This window comes from Desulfosporosinus cupriresistens (assembly GCF_001707885.1).
Lineage (GTDB): Bacteria > Bacillota > Desulfitobacteriia > Desulfitobacteriales > Desulfitobacteriaceae > Desulfosporosinus.
The window spans coordinates 1-24,314 of the sequence record NZ_MASS01000021.1 but is presented as its reverse complement, the minus strand read 5'-3'; the positions used below and the strand labels follow the sequence as shown (position 1 = coordinate 24,314).

Annotated in this window: 19 protein-coding genes and 1 pseudogene; 18 read left to right on the top strand and 2 right to left on the bottom strand. The window is 40.3% G+C overall.

What is annotated here, in order from left to right; all coding sequences use genetic code 11:
* The first annotated feature begins 288 nt into the window (after positions 1–288).
* The 8 genes from DSBG_RS10300 (at position 289) to DSBG_RS10265 (ending at position 11,929) form a co-directional block, all read left to right on the top strand.
* A complete protein-coding gene (locus tag DSBG_RS10300; RefSeq protein WP_068964195.1) occupies positions 289–1,974 on the top strand; it encodes a 2-oxoacid:acceptor oxidoreductase subunit alpha in 1,686 nt (561 codons plus the stop codon).
* Entirely contained in the window at positions 1,971–2,852 is an 882-nt protein-coding gene (locus DSBG_RS10295; RefSeq protein ID WP_068964193.1) for a 2-oxoacid:ferredoxin oxidoreductase subunit beta, read from the top strand. The genes DSBG_RS10300 and DSBG_RS10295 overlap by 4 nt, the downstream gene beginning before the upstream one ends.
* Before the next feature lie 121 nt (positions 2,853–2,973).
* Positions 2,974–3,432, top strand: coding sequence for a redoxin domain-containing protein (locus DSBG_RS10290; protein ID WP_083236813.1), 459 nt, complete (start codon positions 2,974–2,976; stop codon positions 3,430–3,432).
* 339 nt (positions 3,433–3,771) lie between these two features.
* Positions 3,772–6,498 (top strand): PAS domain-containing hybrid sensor histidine kinase/response regulator, encoded by a 2,727-nt coding sequence (locus DSBG_RS10285; RefSeq protein ID WP_068964191.1) that lies wholly within the window; start codon positions 3,772–3,774, stop codon positions 6,496–6,498.
* A gap of 272 nt (positions 6,499–6,770) precedes the next feature.
* Positions 6,771–9,467, top strand: coding sequence for an MASE3 domain-containing protein (locus DSBG_RS10280; protein ID WP_068964189.1), 2,697 nt, complete (start codon positions 6,771–6,773; stop codon positions 9,465–9,467).
* A gap of 191 nt (positions 9,468–9,658) precedes the next feature.
* Positions 9,659–10,468, top strand: a complete 810-nt coding sequence (locus DSBG_RS10275; RefSeq protein ID WP_068964187.1) for a sensor histidine kinase — start codon at positions 9,659–9,661, stop codon at positions 10,466–10,468.
* Positions 10,450–11,154: a response regulator transcription factor gene (locus DSBG_RS10270; protein WP_068964186.1), complete on the top strand. Its 705-nt coding sequence runs from the start codon at positions 10,450–10,452 to the stop codon at positions 11,152–11,154. The genes DSBG_RS10275 and DSBG_RS10270 overlap by 19 nt, the downstream gene beginning before the upstream one ends.
* A 160-nt stretch (positions 11,155–11,314) precedes the next feature.
* The gene (locus DSBG_RS10265; RefSeq protein WP_068964184.1) at positions 11,315–11,929 is read left to right on the top strand and encodes a superoxide dismutase; all 615 of its coding nucleotides are present in this window, start codon (positions 11,315–11,317) and stop codon (positions 11,927–11,929) included.
* Between the two features lie 253 nt (positions 11,930–12,182).
* Here the strand turns inward: DSBG_RS10265 and DSBG_RS10260 are convergent, their stop codons facing one another.
* Positions 12,183–13,082: a PLP-dependent cysteine synthase family protein gene (locus tag DSBG_RS10260; protein WP_068964183.1), complete on the bottom strand. Its 900-nt coding sequence runs from the start codon at positions 13,080–13,082 to the stop codon at positions 12,183–12,185.
* Between the two features lie 207 nt (positions 13,083–13,289).
* On the opposite strand from DSBG_RS10260, the pseudogene DSBG_RS24030 reads away from it, so the two are divergent.
* Positions 13,290–13,586, top strand: a pseudogene (locus tag DSBG_RS24030) (peptide ABC transporter ATP-binding protein); the annotation flags it as partial.
* Positions 13,587–13,603: 17 nt separating this feature from the next.
* Here DSBG_RS24030 and DSBG_RS10255 read toward each other — a convergent pair.
* Positions 13,604–14,044, bottom strand: coding sequence for a DUF134 domain-containing protein (locus DSBG_RS10255; RefSeq protein WP_068964181.1), 441 nt, complete (start codon positions 14,042–14,044; stop codon positions 13,604–13,606).
* Between the two features lie 147 nt (positions 14,045–14,191).
* Between DSBG_RS10255 and DSBG_RS10250 the strand changes: the two genes are divergently transcribed.
* The 9 genes from DSBG_RS10250 to DSBG_RS10210 all read left to right on the top strand — a co-directional run.
* Entirely contained in the window at positions 14,192–15,844 is a 1,653-nt protein-coding gene (locus tag DSBG_RS10250; RefSeq protein ID WP_068964179.1) for an FAD-dependent oxidoreductase, read from the top strand.
* Positions 15,845–16,136: 292 nt separating this feature from the next.
* Positions 16,137–17,615 carry a ribosomal protection-like ABC-F family protein gene (gene abc-f, locus DSBG_RS10245; RefSeq protein WP_068964177.1) on the top strand — a complete coding sequence of 493 codons (1,479 nt, stop codon included), beginning with the start codon at positions 16,137–16,139 and terminating at the stop codon, positions 17,613–17,615.
* A 312-nt stretch (positions 17,616–17,927) separates the two neighbouring features.
* Positions 17,928–18,830 carry a ComEC/Rec2 family competence protein gene (locus DSBG_RS10240; RefSeq protein ID WP_068964176.1) on the top strand — a complete coding sequence of 301 codons (903 nt, stop codon included), beginning with the start codon at positions 17,928–17,930 and terminating at the stop codon, positions 18,828–18,830.
* Positions 18,831–18,842: 12 nt separating this feature from the next.
* Positions 18,843–19,055 carry a DUF3006 domain-containing protein gene (locus DSBG_RS10235; RefSeq protein WP_068964174.1) on the top strand — a complete coding sequence of 71 codons (213 nt, stop codon included), beginning with the start codon at positions 18,843–18,845 and terminating at the stop codon, positions 19,053–19,055.
* Positions 19,056–19,136: 81 nt separating this feature from the next.
* Entirely contained in the window at positions 19,137–19,391 is a 255-nt protein-coding gene (locus DSBG_RS10230) for a hypothetical protein (RefSeq protein WP_068964172.1), read from the top strand.
* Between the two features lie 378 nt (positions 19,392–19,769).
* Positions 19,770–20,684, top strand: coding sequence for a sugar-binding transcriptional regulator (locus DSBG_RS10225; RefSeq protein WP_068964256.1), 915 nt, complete (start codon positions 19,770–19,772; stop codon positions 20,682–20,684).
* An 18-nt stretch (positions 20,685–20,702) separates the two neighbouring features.
* Positions 20,703–21,749, top strand: coding sequence for a galactitol-1-phosphate 5-dehydrogenase (locus tag DSBG_RS10220; RefSeq protein WP_083236811.1), 1,047 nt, complete (start codon positions 20,703–20,705; stop codon positions 21,747–21,749).
* 20 nt (positions 21,750–21,769) lie between these two features.
* Entirely contained in the window at positions 21,770–23,323 is a 1,554-nt protein-coding gene (locus DSBG_RS10215; protein ID WP_068964170.1) for an FGGY-family carbohydrate kinase, read from the top strand.
* Positions 23,316–24,314 (top strand): sugar ABC transporter ATP-binding protein (locus DSBG_RS10210; protein WP_068964168.1); only part of this gene is annotated, 999 nt, incomplete at its 3' end. The genes DSBG_RS10215 and DSBG_RS10210, both read left to right, overlap by 8 nt.

Genomic DNA, 24,314 nt, shown 5'->3' with positions numbered 1-24,314 from the left:
AGGGATATGTTTATTACCGAAATAATGTTCATATATCTCAACCCCTGATCCAACTCCCAGTAAAAGAAACACATATTCGTTCTACAACAAAGATAGAAAGTTTACTTGAATCACGTCTTTCAAGAATGATTGTAAGATAAATATTCAGAATATTTGATTATTGGAAAGAAAGAGTAAGAGTTAACTTAGTTATAGGAGAATTGAAAGGCGAGACTCCATAGAGCAAAATATCCTTTGCTAATTGTAAAGTACAATGATGTGATGTCACTAATTTAAGGGGGGAAGGACTTGGATTACAATATTTTGGTGGGCGGCGCGGCAGGTCAAGGGGTTGATACAGCTGTAAAAGTACTAGAACAAATCTTAAAGAAACAAGGTGTCGAGATTTTTTCCCATAAAGATTACATGTCTCGTGTCCGTGGCGGACACAACTTTCATCAGATTCGAATTGCGGATCGGCCGATTTACTCCCATCGTGAGAACCTTGATGTTATCTTAGCGCTTGATTCCATAACTGTAGAGTTTCATTCTGCTCGGTTATCAGCCAGAGGTGTAGTAGTCAGTGACGTTGGTAACCGTCGGGAGATAAGTGAGGGAAAAGCCTTATGGCTTCCGTTGCAAGCTAAGGCCGTCGAAGCTGGGACGAAATTGACGGAAGGAACGGTGGCGGTGGGCGCGATTCTGCGTCTGTTTGATTTGGATTTTGAAACGGTCTGGCCAGAGCTGCATAGTATCTTCAAGTCGGATATTTTAGAGGTTAACCAACGGGCATTAGAAATGGGTTACACACTGACTGAACCACAATTCAAGATTGAACTCCCTGAAAGTCAACCGAGAATTATGGTAACAGGAAATCAAGCGATTGGTCTGGGAGCGCTGACGGCAGGGGTTAGTTTTTTTTCTGGATACCCCATGACACCGTCAACTGGCATCATGAGCTACTTAGCCAGCAAAATGGAAGCGGCAGGGATTGTAGTGGAACAGGCCGAAGACGAAATCGCGGCTATCAATATGGCTATTGGAGCTTCTTATGCTGGGGCTAGAGCTATGACTGCAACGTCCGGTGGTGGGTTTTGCCTGATGGTTGAAGGACTTGGCCTAGCGGCAATGACGGAGACACCGCTGGTGATTGCTGAAATTCAGCGTCCGGGTCCGGCGACAGGATTTCCCACCCGGACGGAGCAGGGTGATCTGAGTTTCGTCCTAACGGCTTCCCAGGGGGATTTTCCGCGCATGGTCATAGCTTTGCGTGATCCTGAAGACGCTTTTTATCAAACATTCCGAGCCTTTAATATTGCGGACAAATTTCAGATCCCGGTGATTCTGCTTGGAGATCAATACCTAGGGGATTACAATCAGACCATACCTCCCTTTGTTGTTTCCAATTTAACGATTGAGCGCGCTTTAGCTGGGGAAGAGGTATGGAAGCAACAGCAATCCTATCAACGCTACAAATTGACAGAAGACGGAATTTCACCACGGTTAGTGCCTGGTCGGTGCGGAACTCAGGTTGTAATAGCAGATAGTGATGAGCATACGGAGGGCGGTCATATTACAGAAGCCGCAGGCGTGCGTGTAGCCATGACGAAAACAAGGATGCAGCGCTGGGAGAATCTAAGGAACGTGGTGCAGGAACCATGGTTTTTCGGACAGACAGATCCAGAGATCTTGCTTTTAGCTTGGGGGTCAAATGCTGGACCAGTTCGAGAAGCGATCGAACTCATGGAAGAAGAGTACTCCATTGGGGCTTTAATCTTCGGAGATATCTATCCGCTACCAACTATGCTTTTAAAGACTTTGGAACCTAATGTCAAAATACTGATTAATGTGGAACAGAACGTCACTGGGCAGCTGGCCACCCTGATCCGTCAGGAAGCCTTGATTGTCTGTTCGCACAGCATCTTGCGTTATGATGGGAGACCAATGAGCGGGCAGTATATCTCGGACAAGGTAAAGGAGGTAATAGCGAAGTGACAAAAGAAGAGACTAGAAAAGAGCTATTTGATTCAGACGACGAAATCGCTTGGTGTCCGGGCTGTGGAAATTTTTCCATTCTGACGGCGATCAAAACGGCCTTGTTAGAATTAGATAAGCGCCCCGAACAAATCCTGATGGTATCCGGTATTGGCCAGGCAGCGAAACTTCCTCACTATATACGGACCAACGTTTTTAACGGCTTGCATGGGCGTGCTTTGCCACCTGCAGTGGCGGCCAAAATTATTAATCCTGAACTAACGGTGATCGTTCATTCCGGTGACGGAGATTCTTATGGAGAGGGCGGTAATCATTTTATTCACAATATCCGGCGTAATGTGGACATAGCCCATTTTGTACATGACAATAGGATCTATGCTTTGACCAAAGGGCAGGCTTCACCGACGACAGACCTTGGATTGGTGACCGGGGTCCAGACGAAAGGCAATTTAGACCAACCACTTAACCCGCTAATGTTAGCTTTAGCGGCTGGAGCTAGTTTTGTAGCTCGGGGTTTCAGCGGACGCCAGGAACACCTCATTTACTTAATGAAAGAAGCAATAAGCCATCCGGGCTACGCTTTGATTGATATTCTCCAGCCCTGCGTCAGTTTCAATAAGATTAATACTCATAGTTGGTACTCTGAGCGTGTTTATGAACTACCAGAGGAGTATGACTCTGGTGATCTCAGTCAAGCGATGGAAAAAGTTAATGAATGGGGAGAGGAAATACCCATTGGTATTTTCTACCGCATTGAAAAACCAACCTTCAGTGATCATCTCTCTTGGCTGAAAGATCGACCCCCACTCGTCGACCGAGTATGGGAACCGCGAGACGCGGTGAGGTTTATGAAGGAGCTAGAAATAGATGCACTCTGATCTAGATCGATAAAAACGTAAACTCTAATTTGACTTAAACTGTCAGCTTCAACCTCAGACATTTATGAACTAAAGTGGAACGACAGTGGGTAATTATGAATAATAATGGGAGGTATAAACGATGGATTATCCAATTACTATTGGAGCTAGTGCCCCGGTTTTTAATTTAAAGGATAACCGCGGTAATATGGTAAGCTTAAACGATTACAAGGATAAAAAAATTTTACTTTCCTGGCACCCTTTAGCCTGGACCAATGTTTGCGCTGAACAGATGAAATCATTAGAAACTAATTACGCACGATTTGAAGCACTTGGTACAATTCCGTTGGGGTTAAGTGTTGATCCTGTCCCTTCTAAAAATGCCTGGGCCAAAGAACTTAAGATTTCCAATCTTAAGTTGCCCTCGGACTTCTGGCCACATGGGGCAGTCGCCAAAGCCTATGGCTTGTTTCGTGAATTGGAAGGATTCTCCGAACGGGCAAATGTGATTGTCAATGAAAACGGCAAAGTTATGTGGATAAAAGTTTATGATATCCATCAACTTCCAGATGTCGAAGAGGTCATTCGGCAATTAAGATAAACATGGCTTTGCAAAGCCTTAAGGTAAAATGGCTAGAGTTTATTGAAGTAATGCCTAACTTATTTCTTTATTTTTGATGGAGCCAAGGATATAAAGATAAAGTAAGAATGATTTAATAGAATCGATCTCAAATGCAAGAAAAATGTCATTATTATGGCATTTTTTTCTGTTATCATTTTAATAGCAGCAATAACAATCAGAGTAATAAAAGCGTATTAAACTATTAAAACACAAAGTGTTTGTATGACAATTGACACCGTATTTGCTATATTAAGTTTATGAATGAACAACCATTGAAATTTTTAATTAATCTTGATCAATTAAAGGAGACTGAGGCTTATGAATACAGCGGATGGCCTTGTAATTAATAACGAGGGAAATTCACGCGTACATAGACCACCATGCGATTCAATATATGCTAGTTTATTTACAAACAATCACTCCATTATGCTTCTGATAAACCCTGAAACCGGAGAAATTATCGATGCTAACTCAGCCGCTTGCGATTTTTATGGATATAGACGTACCGATTTATTGAATATGAAGATAAGTCAAATTAATATACTTAACCATGAACAAGTGTTAGAAGAAATGCATAAAGCCAAAAATGAAAATAGACACATGTTCCTTTTTAAACATAAGCTCTCAAATGAGGAAATTAGAAGTGTGGAAGTCTATAGTGGCCCCATTATTATAGATGACACAAAATTGTTATATTCCATTGTTCATAATGTTACAGATAGAATCAACGCAGAAGAGGAAATTATCAGTCTCAACAAAAAACTTGAACTTAAGGTCATTGAGAGAACGAGACAACTGCAAGCAGCTAATCAGCAACTTGAAGAATTGAATGCTGGTTTAGAAGAAGAAATTTCAGAAAGAATGAAGATCGAGGATAGTTTAAATAAGTCAATGGTGGAAATTAGAGACCTCTATGAAAATGCACCTTGTGGTTATCACTCCTTGGATCAAAATGGAAAGATTCTTCGTATCAACGATACTGAGCTTAAATGGTTAGGATACTCTAGAGAAGAGGTTCTTGGTAAGGAGTTTGCGGAATTTATAACTCCAAGTACTAAAGCAAATTACGTGGAAAGTTTTAAACGGTTTTTGAAGAGTCAATCGGTTAATGAGTTGGAATTTGAAATTAAACATAAAGATGGTACATTTCTTCCAGTTCTTTTGAGCGGCACGACTATAAAAGATGAAAATGGAAGATTTATTATGAGTCGCTCTACTATTTATGATATTTCTCATAGAAAAATCGCGGAAGATAAACTTAAACAAATGAATAATGACCTTGCAGAAGTTGTAGCCTCTAGAACCGCAAATCTTGAGGAAACTAATGCCGTACTTGAAGAAGAAATAGCGGAACGAACGAGTATAGAAAATGACTTAGCAAATAAAAACAAGCTCATGAGTACACTGCTAAACAACTTAAATGTAGGGGTATCAATGATTGAGGTTCCTTCCGGAAAGGTAATTATTACAAATAAACGCGCAAAACAATTAACTGGTCGTGATTTTCCCACTGATGCCAGCTTCGGGAGTTTATCTAATGCTTTTCCGGTTTTCAAACTTGGTACAAATGAACCATATCCGTATAAAGAAATGCCCATTATTCGGGGCATGTCTGGAGAAAGCTGTAATGTAAATGATTTGGTCGTAGTTCATCCAGATGGCAAGAAAGTCTTGCTCGAGGTTTTTGGAACTCCGGTCAAAGACACAAGTGGACAAATAGTGGCCAGTCTTATGAGTTTTGCTGATATTACCCATCGTCAGCAAGCCGAAGATGAAATAAAAAGCTTAAACAACCAACTGGTAAAAACAAATGCTATACTCGAAGAGACAAATGCGATACTGGAGGAAGAGATTCAAGAGCATTGTGAGGTTGAGGCTGAGCTAGTCAAGGCAAAAGTAGACGCCGAAAATGCTAATATAGCCAAGAGTAATTTTCTGGCACATATGTCTCATGAGATCAGGACGCCCATGACAGGGGTTATGGGGATTTTACAACTTTTGCAAATGTCTCAATTAGATGAAGAGCAATTTCACTTTATTAAGGTCTGTATAACATCTTCAGAGTTACTACTTAAAGTAATTAATGATATCCTTGATTATTCAAAAATTGAAGATGGAAAACTGAAACTGGAAAAAGTAACGTTTAAATTGACTGAGTTGATTAGTAATCTTGAAATGCTGTTCAGTCCTGCTGTTCTTAATAAATCGATCGAATTGGAGATGCATATCGAAAGTAATGTACCCGACTATCTTATAGGGGACTCTTTTAAATTGAGGCAAATTCTATCCAACTTGATTGGAAATGCTTTGAAGTTCACACATGAAGGTAGAATCGATCTTGTAATCCGCAAGGTTGCAGACATTGGCTTCAAAGAAATCAAATTAGAGTTTTCGGTTAGAGACACTGGGATTGGAATAACACAGGATAAAATCAGTGAGCTTTTTAAAAGCTTTAGTCAAGCAGACAGTTCGACAACCCGTAATTATGGGGGGACTGGACTTGGACTCGCCATATGCAAGGGGTTAACAGAGAAAATGAATGGTGAAATATGGGTGGAAAGTGAAGTGAATGAAGGCTGTACATTTTATTTCACTTGTGTATTGGAAAGGCCTGAGGTTAAAAAAGACGGCCCCAAAAATGAAGGCCATAATTCAGGGAATTGTAGTGAAAAGTTGTTAAAACTTCTAGTTGTCGAGGATGATGAAATCATCCGGATGGTGATTGAAAAGTTTTCAATACGCAAAGGCTGGAAGGTTGTTTTGGCCGAGGATGGGAAAGCCGCTATTGATGCTTATCAAAAACAGGAATTTAATGTTATTATTATGGATTGTCAGATGCCAGTATTAGATGGTTATAAAACGACAGCAGCAATAAGACAATTAGAGATCAAAGTAGGTAAACACACTCCCATTATAGCTATGACTGCCAATGCTCTAAAAGGAGTAAGGGAAACCTGTCTTAATGCGGGAATGGATGATTACTTAACTAAGCCTGTTGAAACAAGTGCATTTTATGATATGGTCGAGAAATGGGCAAAAAACTAAGGTGAGGTTATCCCAATTTGATTATCAGTAAAGGCTGGAAACATTGTTTCCGGCCTTATTTTCGTTTTCCTTTTAGATTAATAAGTTGTATTAATAAATTGAGTTTTTTGGTTTTATAGGAATGTTAATTTATTAAGGTAAGAAACTAAATTTTTCGGGAAAGAAGGATTATTATTATCATTTATCAAATTAAGAACCTTATATCAAATTGTTGGTGCGAGGCTATGTTCAATAATTTCATCGGACTAAATCTTAGCCTAAGGAAGTGTTTTATGGAGAGTAAAAGAAAAACTCTAGCATATTTAGTTAGCGGTGTATCTGTAATAGCTGGACTTTACATTTTAGAAAGGGACAATTACTTGCTCTTTCATTCATTAGCGGAATTATTTAGCATCATTATAGCTGTTACACTATTCCTCATTATGTGGAATTCGAACAAATACATGAAGAACAAGGCACTAGTATTTATTAGCATTGGTTATCTTTTCATTGCGATAATTGACCTTTTACATACCTTATCATATCAGGGAATGAATATTTTTAAAGACTATGACTTTTATGCCAATCAGTTGTGGATTGCAGCCCGATATATGGAAAGTTTAACCCTTCTAGTTGCATTTGCATGGCCGAGTAGGGTGAATCAGATTATAAATAGGGTTGGGATTCTAGGAATAATGACAATATATTTGGTGATAACGGTGATCCTTATGGTCTCTATCTATATATGGAAGATATTCCCTGTTTGTTTTATAGCTAACCAGGGACAAACAGAATTTAAGATCATGAGTGAATACGTTATCTGCCTTACTTTAGTGGCAGGAATCTTGTTTCTCTGGAAAAACAGAAGGAACTTTGATGAAAAAATTTACACATTGCTGATTGCCGCGATGATTTTTACGATCTTACAAGAACTGTCTTTTACACTTTATTCAGATAACTATGGCATTCTTAATATGGTTGGACATTACTTTAAAATCCTCTCTTTCTACCTAATGTACAGGGCTATAGTAAAGATCGGGATTGTAGAGCCCTATAACCTGATCATTCGTGAATTAACGTTTAATGAAATTGAACTTAAAGAGGCAAAAAATGCGGCGGAATTAGCCAATAACATGAAAAGTAGTTTTTTGGCAAATATGTCCCATGAGATCCGTACACCTCTCAATTCCATTCTAGGGTTTGCCAATCTCTTGTTTGAGGAGGAAAAGGAACCTGAAAAGCTGGAAAAGCTCGAGATCATAATAAATGCCGGCGACCATCTCCTGAGCCTAGTCAATAATATTCTAGAGTTTTCCAAGATCGAAGCAGGCATGGTAGTAATTGAACAAAGCAGTTTTTTCATTCACAAATTGTTCGAAAACCTTAAGAAAATGTTCGTTCTTAAATCACAAGAACGACACCTCTCCTGGGAGGTGTATATTAATCCTGCTGTTCCTGAAATCATCGTTGGTGATGAACACCGTCTCATGCAAGTGCTGGTTAATCTCACCGGGAATGCATTCAAATTCATCGAGTCCGGTGGAGTGAGCATTCAGGTATCCTACCTAAATGGACAGCTTGAAATCATTGTAAAGGATACCGGTATTGGTATCCCAGAGGCAAAACAGGAAACTATTTTCTCGCCTTTCGAGCAGGTGGAAACTTCTTATGCAAGAAAATATGGCGGGACTGGTCTAGGACTTTCCATTACGAAAAACCTGTTGGAATTAATGGGGGGGACAATTAGGGTTGAAAGAAGTACTGTAAGCGGTTCGGAATTTGTTGTATCAATACCAGTCGGGACTGTGGAAATGCAAAAACAGGATCAGATAGAACCGGCTGCCTTGACTTCCGAACCGAATAGCAAGGGTTGGGTCATGTTCCTTGTGGTTGACGGGAATGAAGCGACAGAGGAAGTTGTCATGAATATAGTTAAGGTGTGTTCTTTTGATGGTTTGAGTGTAAAAGTACTTCCTTGTGATTCCAAAACTAAAGATAGAATTCTTTTTGCTGGTGCTGACCTTATCTTGATGTATGAGTCTATTGGAAGTGACAAGATGAAGCTATTGGCTAAAGATTTGAAACAGGATTTTCGTACTTCGTTCCTTCCAGTTATCTTCCTGCAGGAATTTAGCGGGGATCGAATCAGTTTTCAGGCGGACACTAACGCTTTGAAATACGGAAAGACATCTCAAGAAATTGACTTATACGGGTTTATCAGTCAAGTAATCCAAGGCAGGGAGGTCTTCGGAAGAGCCATGATGAAAAGATGGCTTGAAAAAGCAGAAGTCGAAATGGGAACCTCTCAGATTCTACTGGACTGCCTGAGTGATATTGCTGTTAGAGTACAAGCGTTGGAGAATGCCCTAGTAGATCATGTGATGGAAAACATTCAGTTCCTGACTCATTCCCTGAAAGGTAGCACTGGGACCCTGCGTATGAGTGAGGTTTGTCTGAAGGTCTCCGACATGGATACTGAACTGGGTATGAAGCCTCCTGACATGGAGAAGGTTAGGAAGGAGTTCTCCTCTGCAAAGGAAATGCTAGCGTTGATTCCCAAAAAGTATTTTGATATGGAACGGCTACAGTTAGAAAAAAGGAAGCATGCAGTAGGTAAATTACTGATTCTAGTGGTAGACGATAACGTAGAGAACCGGAAACTGATCGGACATTGTCTTGACCAGTTATATTTGAAATACAAGAACGCCGAAAACGGAGAGATTGCACTTGAAATGCTCCGAGCGGAAAGCTTCAGTATGATCCTGTTAGACTCTCAAATGCCGGTCATGGATGGCATCACGACCCTTAAACGAATTCGTGGGAATTCAGCCTTGAAAGAACTTCATGTGATCATGCAAACTGCCAGCACTTTCAAAGACGACGTTCAGGAGTTTTTTCAGGCAGGTTGTAATGATTATATTTCTAAACCAGTTGACCTAAGAGTTCTTCAAAGAAAACTTGCGGAGTTCATTGCTCAGCAAGAATCATAGAGGCTGCAGTTAATCTGACGCCCTCATCCTTTCAACAATCTTTGGTGTGGCGTGTTTTTATTATAGATTTTGTTTTCTGTTGCAGGAAATGAAGGATAAAAGAGGAATATTTGTACTAGTACCCATGCATTTTTATATGCAATCGTCGATTATGTGTAAAAGGTTAGGAAAATGATGGGGTGATTCGTCCTATGGTAAAAGAGATTACAAAACAGACTTGCTCAGAGAAACCTTTGTTCAAAGCGAATGAAGAAGTTGAATGCAGTAATGAGGCAAATACTCAACTTCTGGAAAATAAGAGCCATGAAATCCGTACGTACATGACTAGAATCATTAGTATGACTGATTTAACTCTTATGACAGAAGTAACAGAAGAACAACGGGACTATCTAACCATCGTAAAATCGTCCACTAAATTACTTTTGAAAGTACTAAATGATATTCTGGATTATTCAAAAAACGCAGCAGGTAAAGTTGATTTGGAACAAGTTTCATTTGATATTCGCGAAACAATAGATGAAGTAGTTAATAGGTTTCAGGTTGTTGCAAAACAAAAGAATATCAATGTAAGGTTTAGTAGTATGGATCAGACAATACCAAAAAATCTCATCGGAGATTCGGTAAGGCTAAAGCAGGTGCTTTCAAATTTAGTCGGTAATAGCGTAAGATTCACGAATCTTGGTGAAGTGACTGTAAAAGTTGATCTTAAAGAGTTAGATAAAAGTAGGGCCTGTTTAAAATTCATTGTAGCGGATACAGGTCTTGGAATTCCTCAGGATAAGCTTGTTAAACTATTTATGGGATTTAGTCAACCTGATGATGACACCAACATAAGGGAATTGGGAGGTACAGGGCTTACAATTTCGAAACGACTGGTTAAATTAATGGGTGGAGATATAGTAGTTGATAGCAAGGAAGGAATAGGAAGCAAATTCTGTTTTTCAGCAGTATTTGGAGTTCCGGGAGAAGGAGGTAGTTATTCATCGGAACAAAAATTGTAGTGGCCGAAGATGATGTCAGTATCCGGCAATTCCTACAGATCTTATTGACTCGGGAAGGTTATAACGTAAATGTTGTTGGACAAGGTACAGAGGTTATAAAAGCATGCGATAACTACAAGCCAGATCTACTGTTGCTCGATATTATGATGCCTGGGATGGATGGATTTGAAGTCTGCCGTAAAATTCGAAAAGAAAGTAATCTGCCCATTATCATTTTAACGGCTAAGGAAGATAATGAGGATAAGATTTCTGGACTTATCTTAGGGTGTGATGACTATATCACCAAGCCGTTTGATAGCACAGAACTTGTCTTACGAATAAAAGCAGTATTGCGTAGAGTTAAAGAACAAGGTCAACCAGAAAAAGGACGAAATGTCGTGGAACTCCCAGGACTTACTATTAATCATATTAGTAGAATAACCGAGGTTGGAGGCCTGGAGGTTGAGCTAACTCCCAAGGAATACGAACTTCTCTGGCTGTTGTCTAATCGTCCAGATCAGGTCTTTACAAGAGAACAACTCCTTAGCCAAATATGGGATCCGGACTATTATGGAAGTGCCTCAGTCGTAACTTCGCTGGTAAAACGTCTTCGAGAAAAGATTGAGCCAGATGTTTCTAATCCCTATTACATCAGAACCGTACACGGAGTAGGCTACAAACTTGGAGTGAAGCCTTGTAAGGATTAGACTTTTTTAGGTCGAAGAATATATTTTAAATACAAGAAAAATGTCATAATAATGGCATTTTTTTTGTTATCCTTTTATAAAGAGACAAACCATACTTCATCTACCCCCACACTAACATAGTTCTTTATAAATAAGTTTTTAATAAGAGGAGGCGATTAATTTGTCATTTCAATTACCGGAATTGCCTTATGCCTATAACGCATTAGAACCATATTGCGATGAGGCGACAGTAAGAATCCACCATGATATCCATCATAAAGCTTATGTGGATAGTTTGAATGTGACTGAAGAAAGACTCGCAGAAGCTAGAGATAAAGGGGAGTTTGCTCTAATTAAGCATTGGGAACACGAATTGGCTTTTCATGGATCAGGACACTTACTGCACACCCTCTTTTGGGAGAATATGCGTCCTGGAGGTGGTAGTACTCCTAAAGGGAGCTTAGCTGAACGCATAATTGAAGACTTTGGTTCTATTAATAATTTCAAGAAACAGTTTACTGCCGCTGCAGTGGCTGTTGAAGGATCTGGCTGGACTTTATTAGTTTGGAGTCCATTCTTCAAAGAGTTAGAAATCTTGCAAGCTGAAAAACACCAGAACCTTACCCAATGGGGAGTTATTCCACTCTTAATTATAGATGTCTGGGAACATGCTTATTACCTTAAATATCAAAACGGGCGAGCAAAGTGGGTCGAGGCATGGTGGAACCTGGTAAACTGGGAGGATGTTCTCCAACGATTTGAAGATAGCATGAGTTTGATGAACGTTAGTTGGTAATAGAGTTGAGTATTAATTAAAACTTAAAGAGGTGCTAAAAAATATCTCCCTACGATTTGTATCAATAGTTAAATACATCGTAGGGAGGTATTTTTTAATAACAAAATTCTATACTGTTTTTGTTCTAATTCTTCGCAAAACCTATTTTTACAAATCCCAGTTAATGAACTTTCATTTAAGTTATTCCAGTATGTAAACCAGTGTGTAAATTAGGAACTCCAAATCTGGAATTGTATCAGAAGCTGGAATTGTATCAGACTGGTGAATTGAATAAATTTGTGCTCAGGTATTTTTCACCCCCGTCGGAGAACAGTACGACCACAAAGCCTTCCTTCATATCTTTGATGCATTCTAGTGCGGCGAGCATGGCGGCTCCGCTGCTCATACCGACAAAGATGCCTTCCTGTAAAACAATGGCTCTGGCCATTGAAAAAGCAGCTTCAGATTCAATCATTACTGTCCGGTCGATCTTTGTAGGATCGTAGATTTCCGGAACGATTGCCTCCTCCATGTTTTTGAGGCCTTGAATGTAATGGCCTCGGACAGGATGGGCTTCAACTATCTGGATCGTAGGATTTCTTTTTTTTAGCCCCATCCCTACCCCCATGATGGTCCCTGATGTACCAAGTGCGGAGATAAAATGGGTGACTTTTCCCTGGGTATCCTCCCAGATTTCATTCGCTGTAGTAAAATAATGGGCTAGTTTGTTGTATACATTGGAAAACTGGTTTGGCATAAAGTATTTGCCTGGATGGCTGAGGCAAAGCTCTTTGGCTTTCTTAATGGCTCCGTCGGTTCCCAGGGAAGCCTCCGTCAGGATTATCTTTGCTCCAAAAGCCTCAATCATTTTACGACGTTCGATGGAAACCGACTCGCTCATGACAATTTCAACGGCATACCCTTTTACTGCGCCTGTCATAGCCAGGCCAATCCCCGTATTACCGGAGGTAGGCTCAATTAATATTTTATCCCGAGTTAGATTGCCGCTTTCTTCTGCCTGCTCAATCATTTTTAAAGCAATGCGGTCTTTGATACTTCCTGTCGGGTTAAAACTCTCCAGCTTTGCGTACAGTGGAATATGCGGTTTGGGGTTTAACCGGTTGATTCTGACTAGAGGAGTATGTCCAATGGTGTCCAGAATATTGTTGAACATGTGCTTCATCCTTCCAGTTTACTACTAAAATACTATACCATGCATTCGCAGCAGGCAGCAATGAGAAAAGTTAGTTAACGATAGTTGCAATGTATTCAAGGAAAACGTAAAGTGATAACGGATGACGCAAATTATTTTATCATTTAGTCATTACTAAATTGTGAAAAAATCACATTCCTACCAGATAATGTATTGCACATAAAATTTTTGAGTGATACTATTACCATTAATCATCTGCTGCCGGTGAGTGAAGTAGAAGAGCGAGTTATCTATCTTTTAAACTGTGTGGGCTTAGCTAGGAACCAGCGCAATCGTTATCCGCATGAGTTTTCCGGTGGTCAGCGGCAGCGTGTGGGCATTGCTCGAGCACCAATCATTAATCCGCCCGCAGGCTGCCGTTTCTGTTCTCGTTGTTTTAAGGGGTTTGAGCCTTGCCATCTGAATTCACCAGGGCTGAAAGAGGTTTCTCCAAACCATTGGGTTGCCTGCCATCTATTTAAATAGTAGACATACTAGAGCTTTCACCTCTCACAATGGGTAATACATTGCTTTTTGTTACACACGACTTTATTTGAGCCGCAGTGGTGGCACACAGGTCTGTGTTCCTCATAAGTGGTGATCGTTTCATTTCCGCAGGCAATACATTTGAAATTGCAGACATTTTTAGTGTAGTGTCCTCCGCCAATAGTGATCGCTCTATTTTCCATGAGTGCAGTTACGACCTTTTTCCTGGCCTCATCGATAATATTTTGAAAGGTTTGTCTGGAGATTTGCATCCTCACAGAACACTCCTCTTGCGTAAGTTCTTCAATATCCTTAAGCCTCATGGCTTCTAATTCTTCTATTTTAAGTTGAACCTCTTCAATTCCCTCAAAGCATCCACATTTTCCCTTTGAACATGGTGCAAAATATTTATTCTCGGGAATATTCTCCACCCTTCTCCATTTGACTGGCCTAGGCATAAGATTCTCCTTTCAATCGACCTGCTGTAATAAGCTCCCAAAAGAAAGGATAACATGATTATTGTCAAATGCCAATAATCATGTTATTATTTTCATAAATTTAGAGAACTCGGATGTCAAATTTATTAGCTGAAGGAGAAATTTGTGATGGGCAAAAAGGTACTTATTGTTGGTGGAGTTGCTGGAGGGGCCAGCGCTGCAGCACGCTTACGCCGTTTAGATGAAGAGGCGGAAATAATTATATTTGAACGTGGAGAGCATATCTCGTATGCAAACTGTGGCTTACCGTATTATGTCAGCGGAGTCATCAATGAGCGGGATGCTCTTTTGGTATCCAAGCCTGAAGCAATGAGAAGTCGCTTTCTAATTGATGTAAGAATCTTTAGTGAGGTCACACGAATTTTTCCCGAAGAAAAAGCTGTCGAAGTTCAAGAAAGCAATGGCAAAGTCTATCGAGAATCCTATGATCATTTGATACTTTCTCCCGGGGCAGCACCGCTTCGTCCGCCGATTCCCGGAATCGATGATATCGAAGCTCTTGTTGTGCGAAATGTTACGGATATTGATCGTATTAAACGATATGTCGATGAGCAGCAACCGCAAACAGCAGCAGTCGTGGGCGGTGGTTTTATTGGCTTAGAAATGGCTGAAAATCTTCATGCAAGGGGAGTAAGTACAACAATTATTGAAATGAGCAATCAGGTCATGGCCCCTCTGGATTTTGAAATGGCCGCTATTCTGCATGAGCATATTTTCAATAAAGGAGTCAACCTTATTTTAGAAGATGGGGTAAAATCCTTTGTTAAGAAGGATAATACGACCATCATTACACTCCAGAGCGGTGAGGAAATTGAAGCTGATTTAGTAATCATGGCTATTGGCGTAAAACCTGAAATTAAATTAGCTAAGGAAGCCGGACTAACGATTGGGGACTTAGGTGGAATCAAAGTTAATGAACGGTTACAGACTTCAGACCCTAATATTTATGCTGTTGGCGATGTCATTGAAGTAAAACACATAGTAACAGGACAAGCTGCGCTCTTACCGCTTGCTGGGCCTGCCAATAAGCAAGGTCGCATTGTTGCCGACGTTATCGCTGGTCGGGATAGCCAGTATAAGGGTACCCAAGGTACTGCTATTGCCAAAGTTTTTGATTTAGTGGCAGCTGCGACCGGCGCGAATGAAAAGATGCTCACTAAATTAGGAATTCCTTTCGAAGTTGCGATTAATCACTCTAATTCCCATGCGGGATATTATCCAGGTGCAACAAGAATATCTATAAAACTTATCTTTGATCGAAGTAACGGTCGAATTCTAGGTGCCCAAGCTGTCGGAGCTCAGGGTGTTGATAAACGGATTGATGACATTGCTGGGGTAATCCGTCACCAAGGAACTGTTTATGATTTACAGGAACTCGAACTGGCCTATGCTCCGCCATTTTCATCGGCTAAGGACCCGGCTAACATGATCGGCTACGTGGCGGAAAACATTATTAATGGTGATGTTCGCATGATCCAGTGGCATGAACTAACTAAACTTAAAGCTCAAGATCTATGTATCATTGATGTACGGGACGAAGAAGAACGCAGAGCTAAATTTATTCCTGGCTCGCTGCATATACCGATAAATGACTTGCGCAGCCGCTTAGCGGAACTTCCTAAGGATAAGGACATCGTGGTTTACTGCGAAATCGGGTTACGCGGCTACTTAGCCTATCGAATTTTAACTCAACACGGATTTACCCGAGTTAAGAATCTAAGCGGAGGCTGGGTCACTTATTATCCGGCTGTCTTCGGTTAACCACTATAATTTCTCCAAGTTGAGTTTTTGAGGGAAATAGATTAAAATGTAAATAACAATTAGAGATTGGAGATGGAAAGATGCGTAATTTTTCTTGCTAATTATATAATGCATAATGAAATGGTGGCAGAAAAGCTCGTTTTGTTGTGCTTATGCAAGAAAGTTACTCTCTTTTCACTCAAATAATACATCTTTACCAAACCCCATATGGGTCTGGCTTTACTGTGTATTTATGAGCTGCAAGAATTAACTTTCTTGCAGCTCATTATTTTTTGCGCAGGAGGACAAAATTATGTCGCTAATAAATGTTGCAAACCTTACGTTTGCCTATGATGGTAGTTATGATAATGTATTTGAAAACGTGAGTTTCCAAATAGATACCGTTTGGAAGTTGGGGTTTACAGGCAGAAATGGTAGAGGTAAGACAACATTTCTCAATTTGTTGCTTGGTAAATATGAATACAGCGGTATTATTTCTGCAAATGTTCGTTTTGAATATTTTCCTTTCAATGTAGTAAGTAAGGAAAATAATACCCTTGATGTCATCAGCGATATTTTTCCCGACTATCTTCATTGGAAGTTGCTGCGTGAACTTTCACTGCTAGAAGTTTCTGAGGATATTTTATATCGTCCGTTTGATTCATTATCCCATGGCGAACAAACGAAAGTGTTGCTTGCTACTTTGTTCCTGAAGGAAAATAGTTTTCTATTGATTGATGAACCAACCAATCACCTGGATATGACTGCAAGAAAACTTGTCAGTGATTACCTGAACACCAAAAGCGGTTATATTCTGGTATCACACGATAGAGCATTTCTGGATAACTGCGTTGACCATATTCTTTCAATCAATAAGACCAATATCGAAATCCAAAAAGGCAAATTCTCCAGTTGGTGGGAAAATAAACAAAGGCAAGAAAGCTTTGAGTTTGCAGAAAACGAAAAGCTTAGAAAAGACATTACTCACTTGTCGGATTCTGCCAAACGAACGAGCAGCTGGTCGCACGAAGTGGAAAAAACAAAAAATGGAACAAGGAATTCTGGTTCCAAGCTGGATAAAGGTTATGTTGGTCATAAAGCCGCTAAAATGATGAAACGTTCCAAGTCAATCGAAAGCAGGAAGCAGTCTGCTATCGATGAAAAGTCTAAACTTCTCAAAAATATTGAAGACTCCGACAGCCTGAAGATTTCTCAACTTGCTTATCATAAAAATCGACTTGCTGAACTTGACAATGTTTCAATTTTTTACGGTGAAAGGATGATTTGCAAAGATATAGACTTTACTATTGAGCAAGGTGACCGAATTGCGCTTATGGGCAAAAATGGATCAGGAAAATCAAGTGTTATCAAACTTATTTGTGATGAGAATATAAACTTTACAGGCACTTTTAGGAAAGGAAGTCAGCTTAAAATATCCTATGTTTCCCAAGATACATCGCATCTTCAGGGCGATTTAACTGATTATGCTATAAACAACGAGATTAATGAAAGCCTTCTTAAATCTATTTTAAGAAAGCTTGGTTTTTCCAGAGTTCAATTTGAAAAGGATATGTCAACTTTTAGTGGTGGTCAAAAGAAAAAAGTGCTGATTGTCAAAAGTCTATGCCAACAAGCGCATCTGTATATTTGGGATGAACCACTTAACTATATTGATGTGATTTCCCGTATACAAATCGAAGAGCTATTGCTTAAATACCAACCAACTATTTTGTTCGTGGAGCATGATAGGACATTCAGCGAGAATATTGCGACAAAGTTTGTGAATGTCTGATTGCTCGTCATTAACTTCATTTTCAGCGCTATCTTTGTTAAACTCTCATTGATCTGAGCAGTGGCCTATTAATTTTATTGTTGTTAAGTCAATTCTTAGTAATGCAAAACTTAGATATTTGATTTAAAATAAGAGAGGTCAAAACCCTTGATGTGAATCAATACACTGTTGGATGGGGGACACTGGCATTAATAAACACTACAATATTATTAGTCGTTTTTGAGAAAAACGAGGATGAAACTCAGTAGATGTAAAGAAGAAGTCCGGATGGAGTGCAGGCACTTGTTGCAAAAATTGAGGGGAGTTATTTAATTGGTATTTCGTAAGAGGCGGTATATCTTACCGCTGCTCATCATGCTTTTATTAGTTCTTTCAGGTTGTAGTATAACGAAAGAGGAGGCGACTCCTAGCCTTGCAACTAGCCAAGCAGGGAAAAGTGGTCAGTTGCAAGTCCATTTTCTAAATGTTGGTCAGGCGGATAGCATCTTAGTGATTACACCTAGCGGTCAAGCAATTCTTATTGATGGGGGCAATCTTGAGGACGGTCCAGGGGTAGTAAGTTATCTTAAATCCCAGGGAGTCAAAGAACTTTCTGCGGTAGTAGCAACTCATCCACATGAAGATCATATTGGTGGACTGAAAACCATCATAAACATTTTTCCGCCTAAGCAAGTGTATATGTCAAATGGCACGTCAACAACAAGAACGTTTAAGGATTTTATTACTGCAGTCAATACAAGTGGTGCAAAGAAAATTAGAACTAAAGCTAATACTAAGCTTGATGTTTCAGGCCTAACAGGAGTGTTTTTAGCGCCCAATAGTGATCAATATAAAGATCTTAATAATTACAGTACTGTTTTAAAGATCACCTTTGGTAAGGTTTCCTTCCTATTAACAGGAGATGCGGAAGATGTTTCAGAAGCAGAAATGTTGAATAGCGGGCAAGATTTAACGGCAACAGTGTTAAAGGTTGGACACCACGGTAGCACAAGTTCAACCACAAATGCTTTTCTAAAAGCTGTTGCGCCTAAATATGCAGTGATATCTGTCGGAGTTAATAACGATTATGGGCATCCTGCTCAAAAGACATTAAACAAATTAGCGAGTGCTGGGGCGCAAGTGTATCGGACAGACCAAGATGGAACAGTTGTTGCTACAACCAATGGAGATACCATCAAATTTGAGAAAACAGGCAAGACAATATCATCAAATTAAAGGAGGATTAAAATGGCAATTATTATTGACCGCTTTGAGGGTGATTTTGCGGTTGTTGAAATCAATGGTCAAGCCAAGAAAGATATTTCTAAAACCGATATTCCTGTAACAGCTAAAGAAGGCGATGTTATAAAGTTTGTAAATGGAATGTACGAAATTGATGTTGAGGAAACAAAACGGATTAAAGATGAAGTCGAAAAGATGATGAGAGACTTGTGGCGTTAGTAGTAATTCAAAAGAGGGATGTAGGCTCATCGTTTGTTAGAATGAAAGGGAGAATAAGACTTATTTTTCGGGGTGAACAGAATGATCATAGGTTTTGGTTTTGGAGATCCTATGCAAAGTATTTTCATGCTTTTGCTCACTTCACTGATCAGTTACGTAATTTATCGTAGCCTGGGAAATGTCGGCCGAGGGAAGCAGGATCCGTTACTTATAAGGGAGCAGCGCAAACAGTATTATTATACGCAGAGACAACGAGCAAGAGAATACGCTCGTGAATTTGACCTGACGGATGAAGAGATTGAACGGCGTTTAGACGACGAGCTCAGAATGAGTTAAGGAATTAAGGGATGAGCAACTTATATGTTTGTGATTGTTCTGCAATCCCAACGGAGAAGTGGGGTTTAGGATGTTTTTCATAAAAATGAGTGAAAGAAAACGGACCGGTCCATTCAGTAGATAAGGTGAATTCAGCGGATAGTAATATAGAATAATGAAAAGGCCCCTCGAACGAGGGGCCTTTTCTCTGTTTCAAAGATGTTTCCCGCAGTTTGATGGAATTAATTTCAGTTTCAAGAAATTAATTCCATGTTTCGGCAGGAATATATGGATTCTTGTAGAATATAGACTCAACAAAAATTATTCTGAAAAATTACATAACACAAGATAACAGAGAAGGTGAAGCATATAGTCAGATTGTTGGTTAAAATTGCTCGTATGTATTATGAGTTTGGTTATAAACAAGATGAAATTGCCAAAATTGAAGGTATCTCAAAAGCTAAAGTAAGCCGCCTTCTTGATAAGGCCCATAAAGAGGGCATTGTAGAAATCAAAGTCGTTTATACCCTGCAATCGGTTGACGAATTAGCGGATACTTTACGTGAGTACTTTGATCTGAAACAAGTTTACGTAGTACCTGTTACTGTTGATCACCCTGATGCGATTCGCAATGATTTAGGTCGTGCTGTCAGTAACTTTCTGGGTGAGATCATCAAGGACGGAGATGTGATTGGGGTATCTTGGGGAACAACCTTACATTTTGTGGTTAATCATCTGGAAGAATACCCGGCTGAAAATATCAAAGTTGTCCAGCTGAATGGCGGGATTACGAAGAACTATCTTTCTACTCAATCGACAACTATCATGGAACGATTCGTTCAAGCCTTTCATGCTGTGCCCTATATGCTACCCGTTCCAGCGATTGTTGATAGTGTATATTTGGCCACAGCGCTCGTTGCTGATTCTAATGTTAAACAAATTCTTGATTTAGGTCGAGAAGCGCGAATCGCTCTTCTTGGTATTGGGCGAGTGTCGGAAGAATCTATCCTTGTTAAGGCTGGGTATTTCAAGCATAAAGAATACGACGAATTATTAAGAAATGGTTCAGTTGGAGACATTTGTTCCCGTTATTTTCGCCTCGATGGAACAATTACTGATGAGGAATTAAACCAACGAACCGTAGGAATTACCTTAGAAGATCTAAGTGCCAAGGAGTATACGATTGGTGTTGCCAATGGCGAAGAGAAAGCGGAAGCGATCATTGGAGCTCTACGAGGCAGGTACATTAATACTCTGTTTATTGATGAAGTTGCAGCTCAAAGGTGTCTTGAACTATTAGACATTAAAAAATGAACAATAATTTGTTAGGAGATGTTGATTATCAAAGCGATTAAGTTGTTTGCCCCAGGAGATGTTCGAGTAGAAGATGTTGAAGTGCCAGAACTAAAAGCGGGAAATGTATTGGTTAAAGTCAAAGCAGTTGGAATTTGTGGTTCGGATATAGGCAGAGTGAATGTCTTCGGTGCTTACCGTCCAAACCTTACAGTAGGGCATGAATTTAGTGGCGAAATAGTGGCGGTTAACGAGGCTGGGGCATGGAACGTTGGTGATAGAGTTGTAGTAGCTCCGTTGATTCCTTGCAAATCATGTCAGTGGTGTGCTACTGGGCATTATTCTCTATGTGAATCGTACGATTACTTCGGTTCCAGACGTGATGGGGCTATGGCAGAATATGTTGATGTGCCCGTAGGCAATTTGTTATTAATGCCGGACAATGTTTCATTTGAAGCTGGTGCTATGACAGACCCGGCGGCCAATGCCATTCATGCCATTTGGAATGTTGGCTTAAGTTCAGGAGAAACAGTTGCAGTGTTCGGGGCAGGTCCTATTGGACTCTTTGCCATACAATTTGCCAAAATCCTAGGTGCTAGTCGGGTAATTGCGGTCGATATTAAAGATGATAAATTAGCGGTTGCGAAAAATGTTGGCGCTGATGAGGTCATTAATGGTCTCACAGAAGACCCGATTGAAAAGCTCAGTGCTCTCACCGGGGGAAAAGGTATTAATTTAGTGATAGAAACTGCAGGATCACGTATTGCTCAAAATCAGGCGGTCTGTTCTGCAGGTAAGTTAGCTAGAGTCGTGTTTGTAGGTATATCTCACGATAAATTAGAGCTTAGCGAAAAGGCCGTCAATACTATTCTTAGGCATGAGCTAGCTGTTAAAGGTTCATGGAATTCTTTCTCTAATCCGTTTCCGGGACGTGAATGGACTTATAGCCTAGAGCTAATGTTTGAAGGGAAGCTTCAAACAGACGTGATAACCAGTCATCGTTTAAGTCTGGATGAGGGACCTGAGATTTTCAAGAAGTTAATGGATAAGAATTTCTTCTTTAATAAGGTACTATTTTTACCCTAAATACAGGAGGGGTATGCCTAATGAATGCCAGTGAAACTCTGTTGCTTGCAGCTGACTTTGGCACACAAGGTGTTCGTGTAGCAGTTATTGATCAATTCGGTGTTTTAGTGAAGATGGCTTTTGCTGAATACCTGACATCTTACCCCCAGCCTGGCTGGGCCGAGCAAGACCCTCAAAGTTGGTGGCAGTCCTTTAAACACGCACTGGCAATATGTTTGACGAGTGTGGAAGATGTGAACAAATTGAAGGGCCTAACCATTTGTTCCACATCTTCTACAGTTCTAGCGGTTGATAATACTGGTCAGCCACTAACTCAAGCAATTCTTTGGATGGATAACCGTGCAGTTAAAGAGGCTGAACGAATTAATCAATCAGGACATTCACGCCTACAATACTCTGGTGGGTCGGATTCTGTGGAGTGGATGATTCCCAAGGTTCTCTGGTTAAAAGAAAATTGTTCGGACCTATACAATCGTTCGAGTTTGATTGTTGAAGAACAAGACTGGCTTAATTATCGGTTAACTGGGCGTTGGGTGTCATCGCGGTGCACAGCTACTTGCAAGTGGAATTACGCTGATGTTGAGGGTGGTTGGTCGCCGGATTTTATGACCGAAATAGGTCTTGATGATTATGAAAAAAAATTACCTATAGAAGTTATTCCAGTCGGTCAGCCTGTTGGGAAAATCCGGACTGAAACCGCGTCAGAACTGGGTATCCCAGAGGGAGTGATGGTATTTCAGGGGGGGATTGATGCCCATATTGGTCTTTTGGGTATGGGAGCTGTAGAACCAGGCCAGATGGGAATTATCATGGGTACCAGCTTTGTGCACTTGGTACAGCTACCCGATGCATTTTATTGCCCTGGATTATGGGGTCCTTATCCTAACGCTTTAGTGGAGGGGTTGTGGCTCCTAGAGGGAGGTCAAGTCTCCTGTGGTTCCTTAACAAGATGGTTTAAAGATCATTTTGCTGCGGATCTCAAGTTTACCCATCCAGGAGAGGAACCTTATCAAATACTTGCTGAGGAAGCTGCCGTAATCTCACCCGGCTCAGAAGGCATCGTCGTTCTGGATACTTGGCAAGGTAATCGTACTCCTTACCGTGACCCCCTGGTCAAAGGGAGCTTCTGGGGATTAACCTTGAGCCACACTCGCGGTCATATATATCGTTCCCTACTCGAATCTGTAGCCTACGGGACCCGAAATATTCTGGAAAGCTTTTCAGCAACAAACTTTAAGATTCAACAGCTTATTGCGAGTGGGGGAGCATTAAAGAATCGACTATGGCTTCAAATCATTGCAGATGTAACAGGTCTTCCGATTCGACTACCTAGCTTTAGTGAGGCTGGAGTTTTAGGATGTGCCATTTGTTCCGCTAGTGGATTAGGACTGTATTCGAATTTATTGGAAGCTTCAAAGGCGATGGTTTGTTATGGCGAAGAGATTTATCCTGAACCTGCTAACTATGAACTTTATTCATTTTATTTTAAACAATATAAAAAGACCTATAAATTATTAGCGCCCCAGATGCACCAAATGTATAGATTTCAGCAAAGGGGAGGTAGCGATGGGTGAAAACAAGTTGATCTTGGAAATGCGCGGTATTTCCAAAGGCTTTTCAGGAGTACAAGCACTCAAGAAGGTTAATTTGAGTGTGGAAGCCGGAGAGGTACATTGTCTGATAGGGGCTAATGGAGCGGGCAAGTCGACTTTAATGAAAGTTCTAGCAGGCGTTTATTCTATGGACGAGGGCGAAATAATATTTGACCAAAAACAAGCCAATATCACGAACCCTATTAGCAGTAATCGTTTAGGGATTGCCGTGATTTATCAGGAATTATCACTTTTACCCAATCTTTCCGTCGCGGAAAATATCTTCATTGGAAAATACCCGAGGAAATATCGTTACTTATTGGATTGGACAGAACTGACGAAGAAGGCGCGTGCTCTAATTGATAGCCTGGGCATTAAGATTGATGTCATGGAACCGATAAGTTGCTTAAGTATCGGGCATCGACAGATTGTGGAACTAGCTAAGGCCTTAGCATCTAATGCGAAGCTGATCGTTATGGATGAACCCTCGGCAACCCTATCGAGCGAAGAGTTTGAAACGTTGGTACGGGTAATTCAAGAGTTGAAGAATAAAGGGATCAGTATTATCTATATATCGCATCGTTTGGAAGAATTATTCAGAGTGGGAGACAAAGTCACTGTCTTACGAGACGGCCAATATGTTGCTACGAAACAGTTAAAAGAGATTACTCAGGATCAATTGGTGGAATTGATCATCGGACATGCTCTTTCAAAAGAGAAGATACCAAAGGTTCCTATATCAACCATAGAAGAACTTGTAACCATGAAAGACATTCATACTAATAAGTTAACCTCAATCAATCTTTCATTATATAAAGGAGAAATTCTCGGTCTTTATGGTCTGGTCGGCTCTGGGAGGACTGAAATTTTACGGGCTATTTATGGAGCGGATCCCTTACAAAAGGGTGAATTGTACATAAATGGTGGGAAAGTTAAGTTCCGATCTCCTGCAGAAGCTATGAAGAAGGGGATT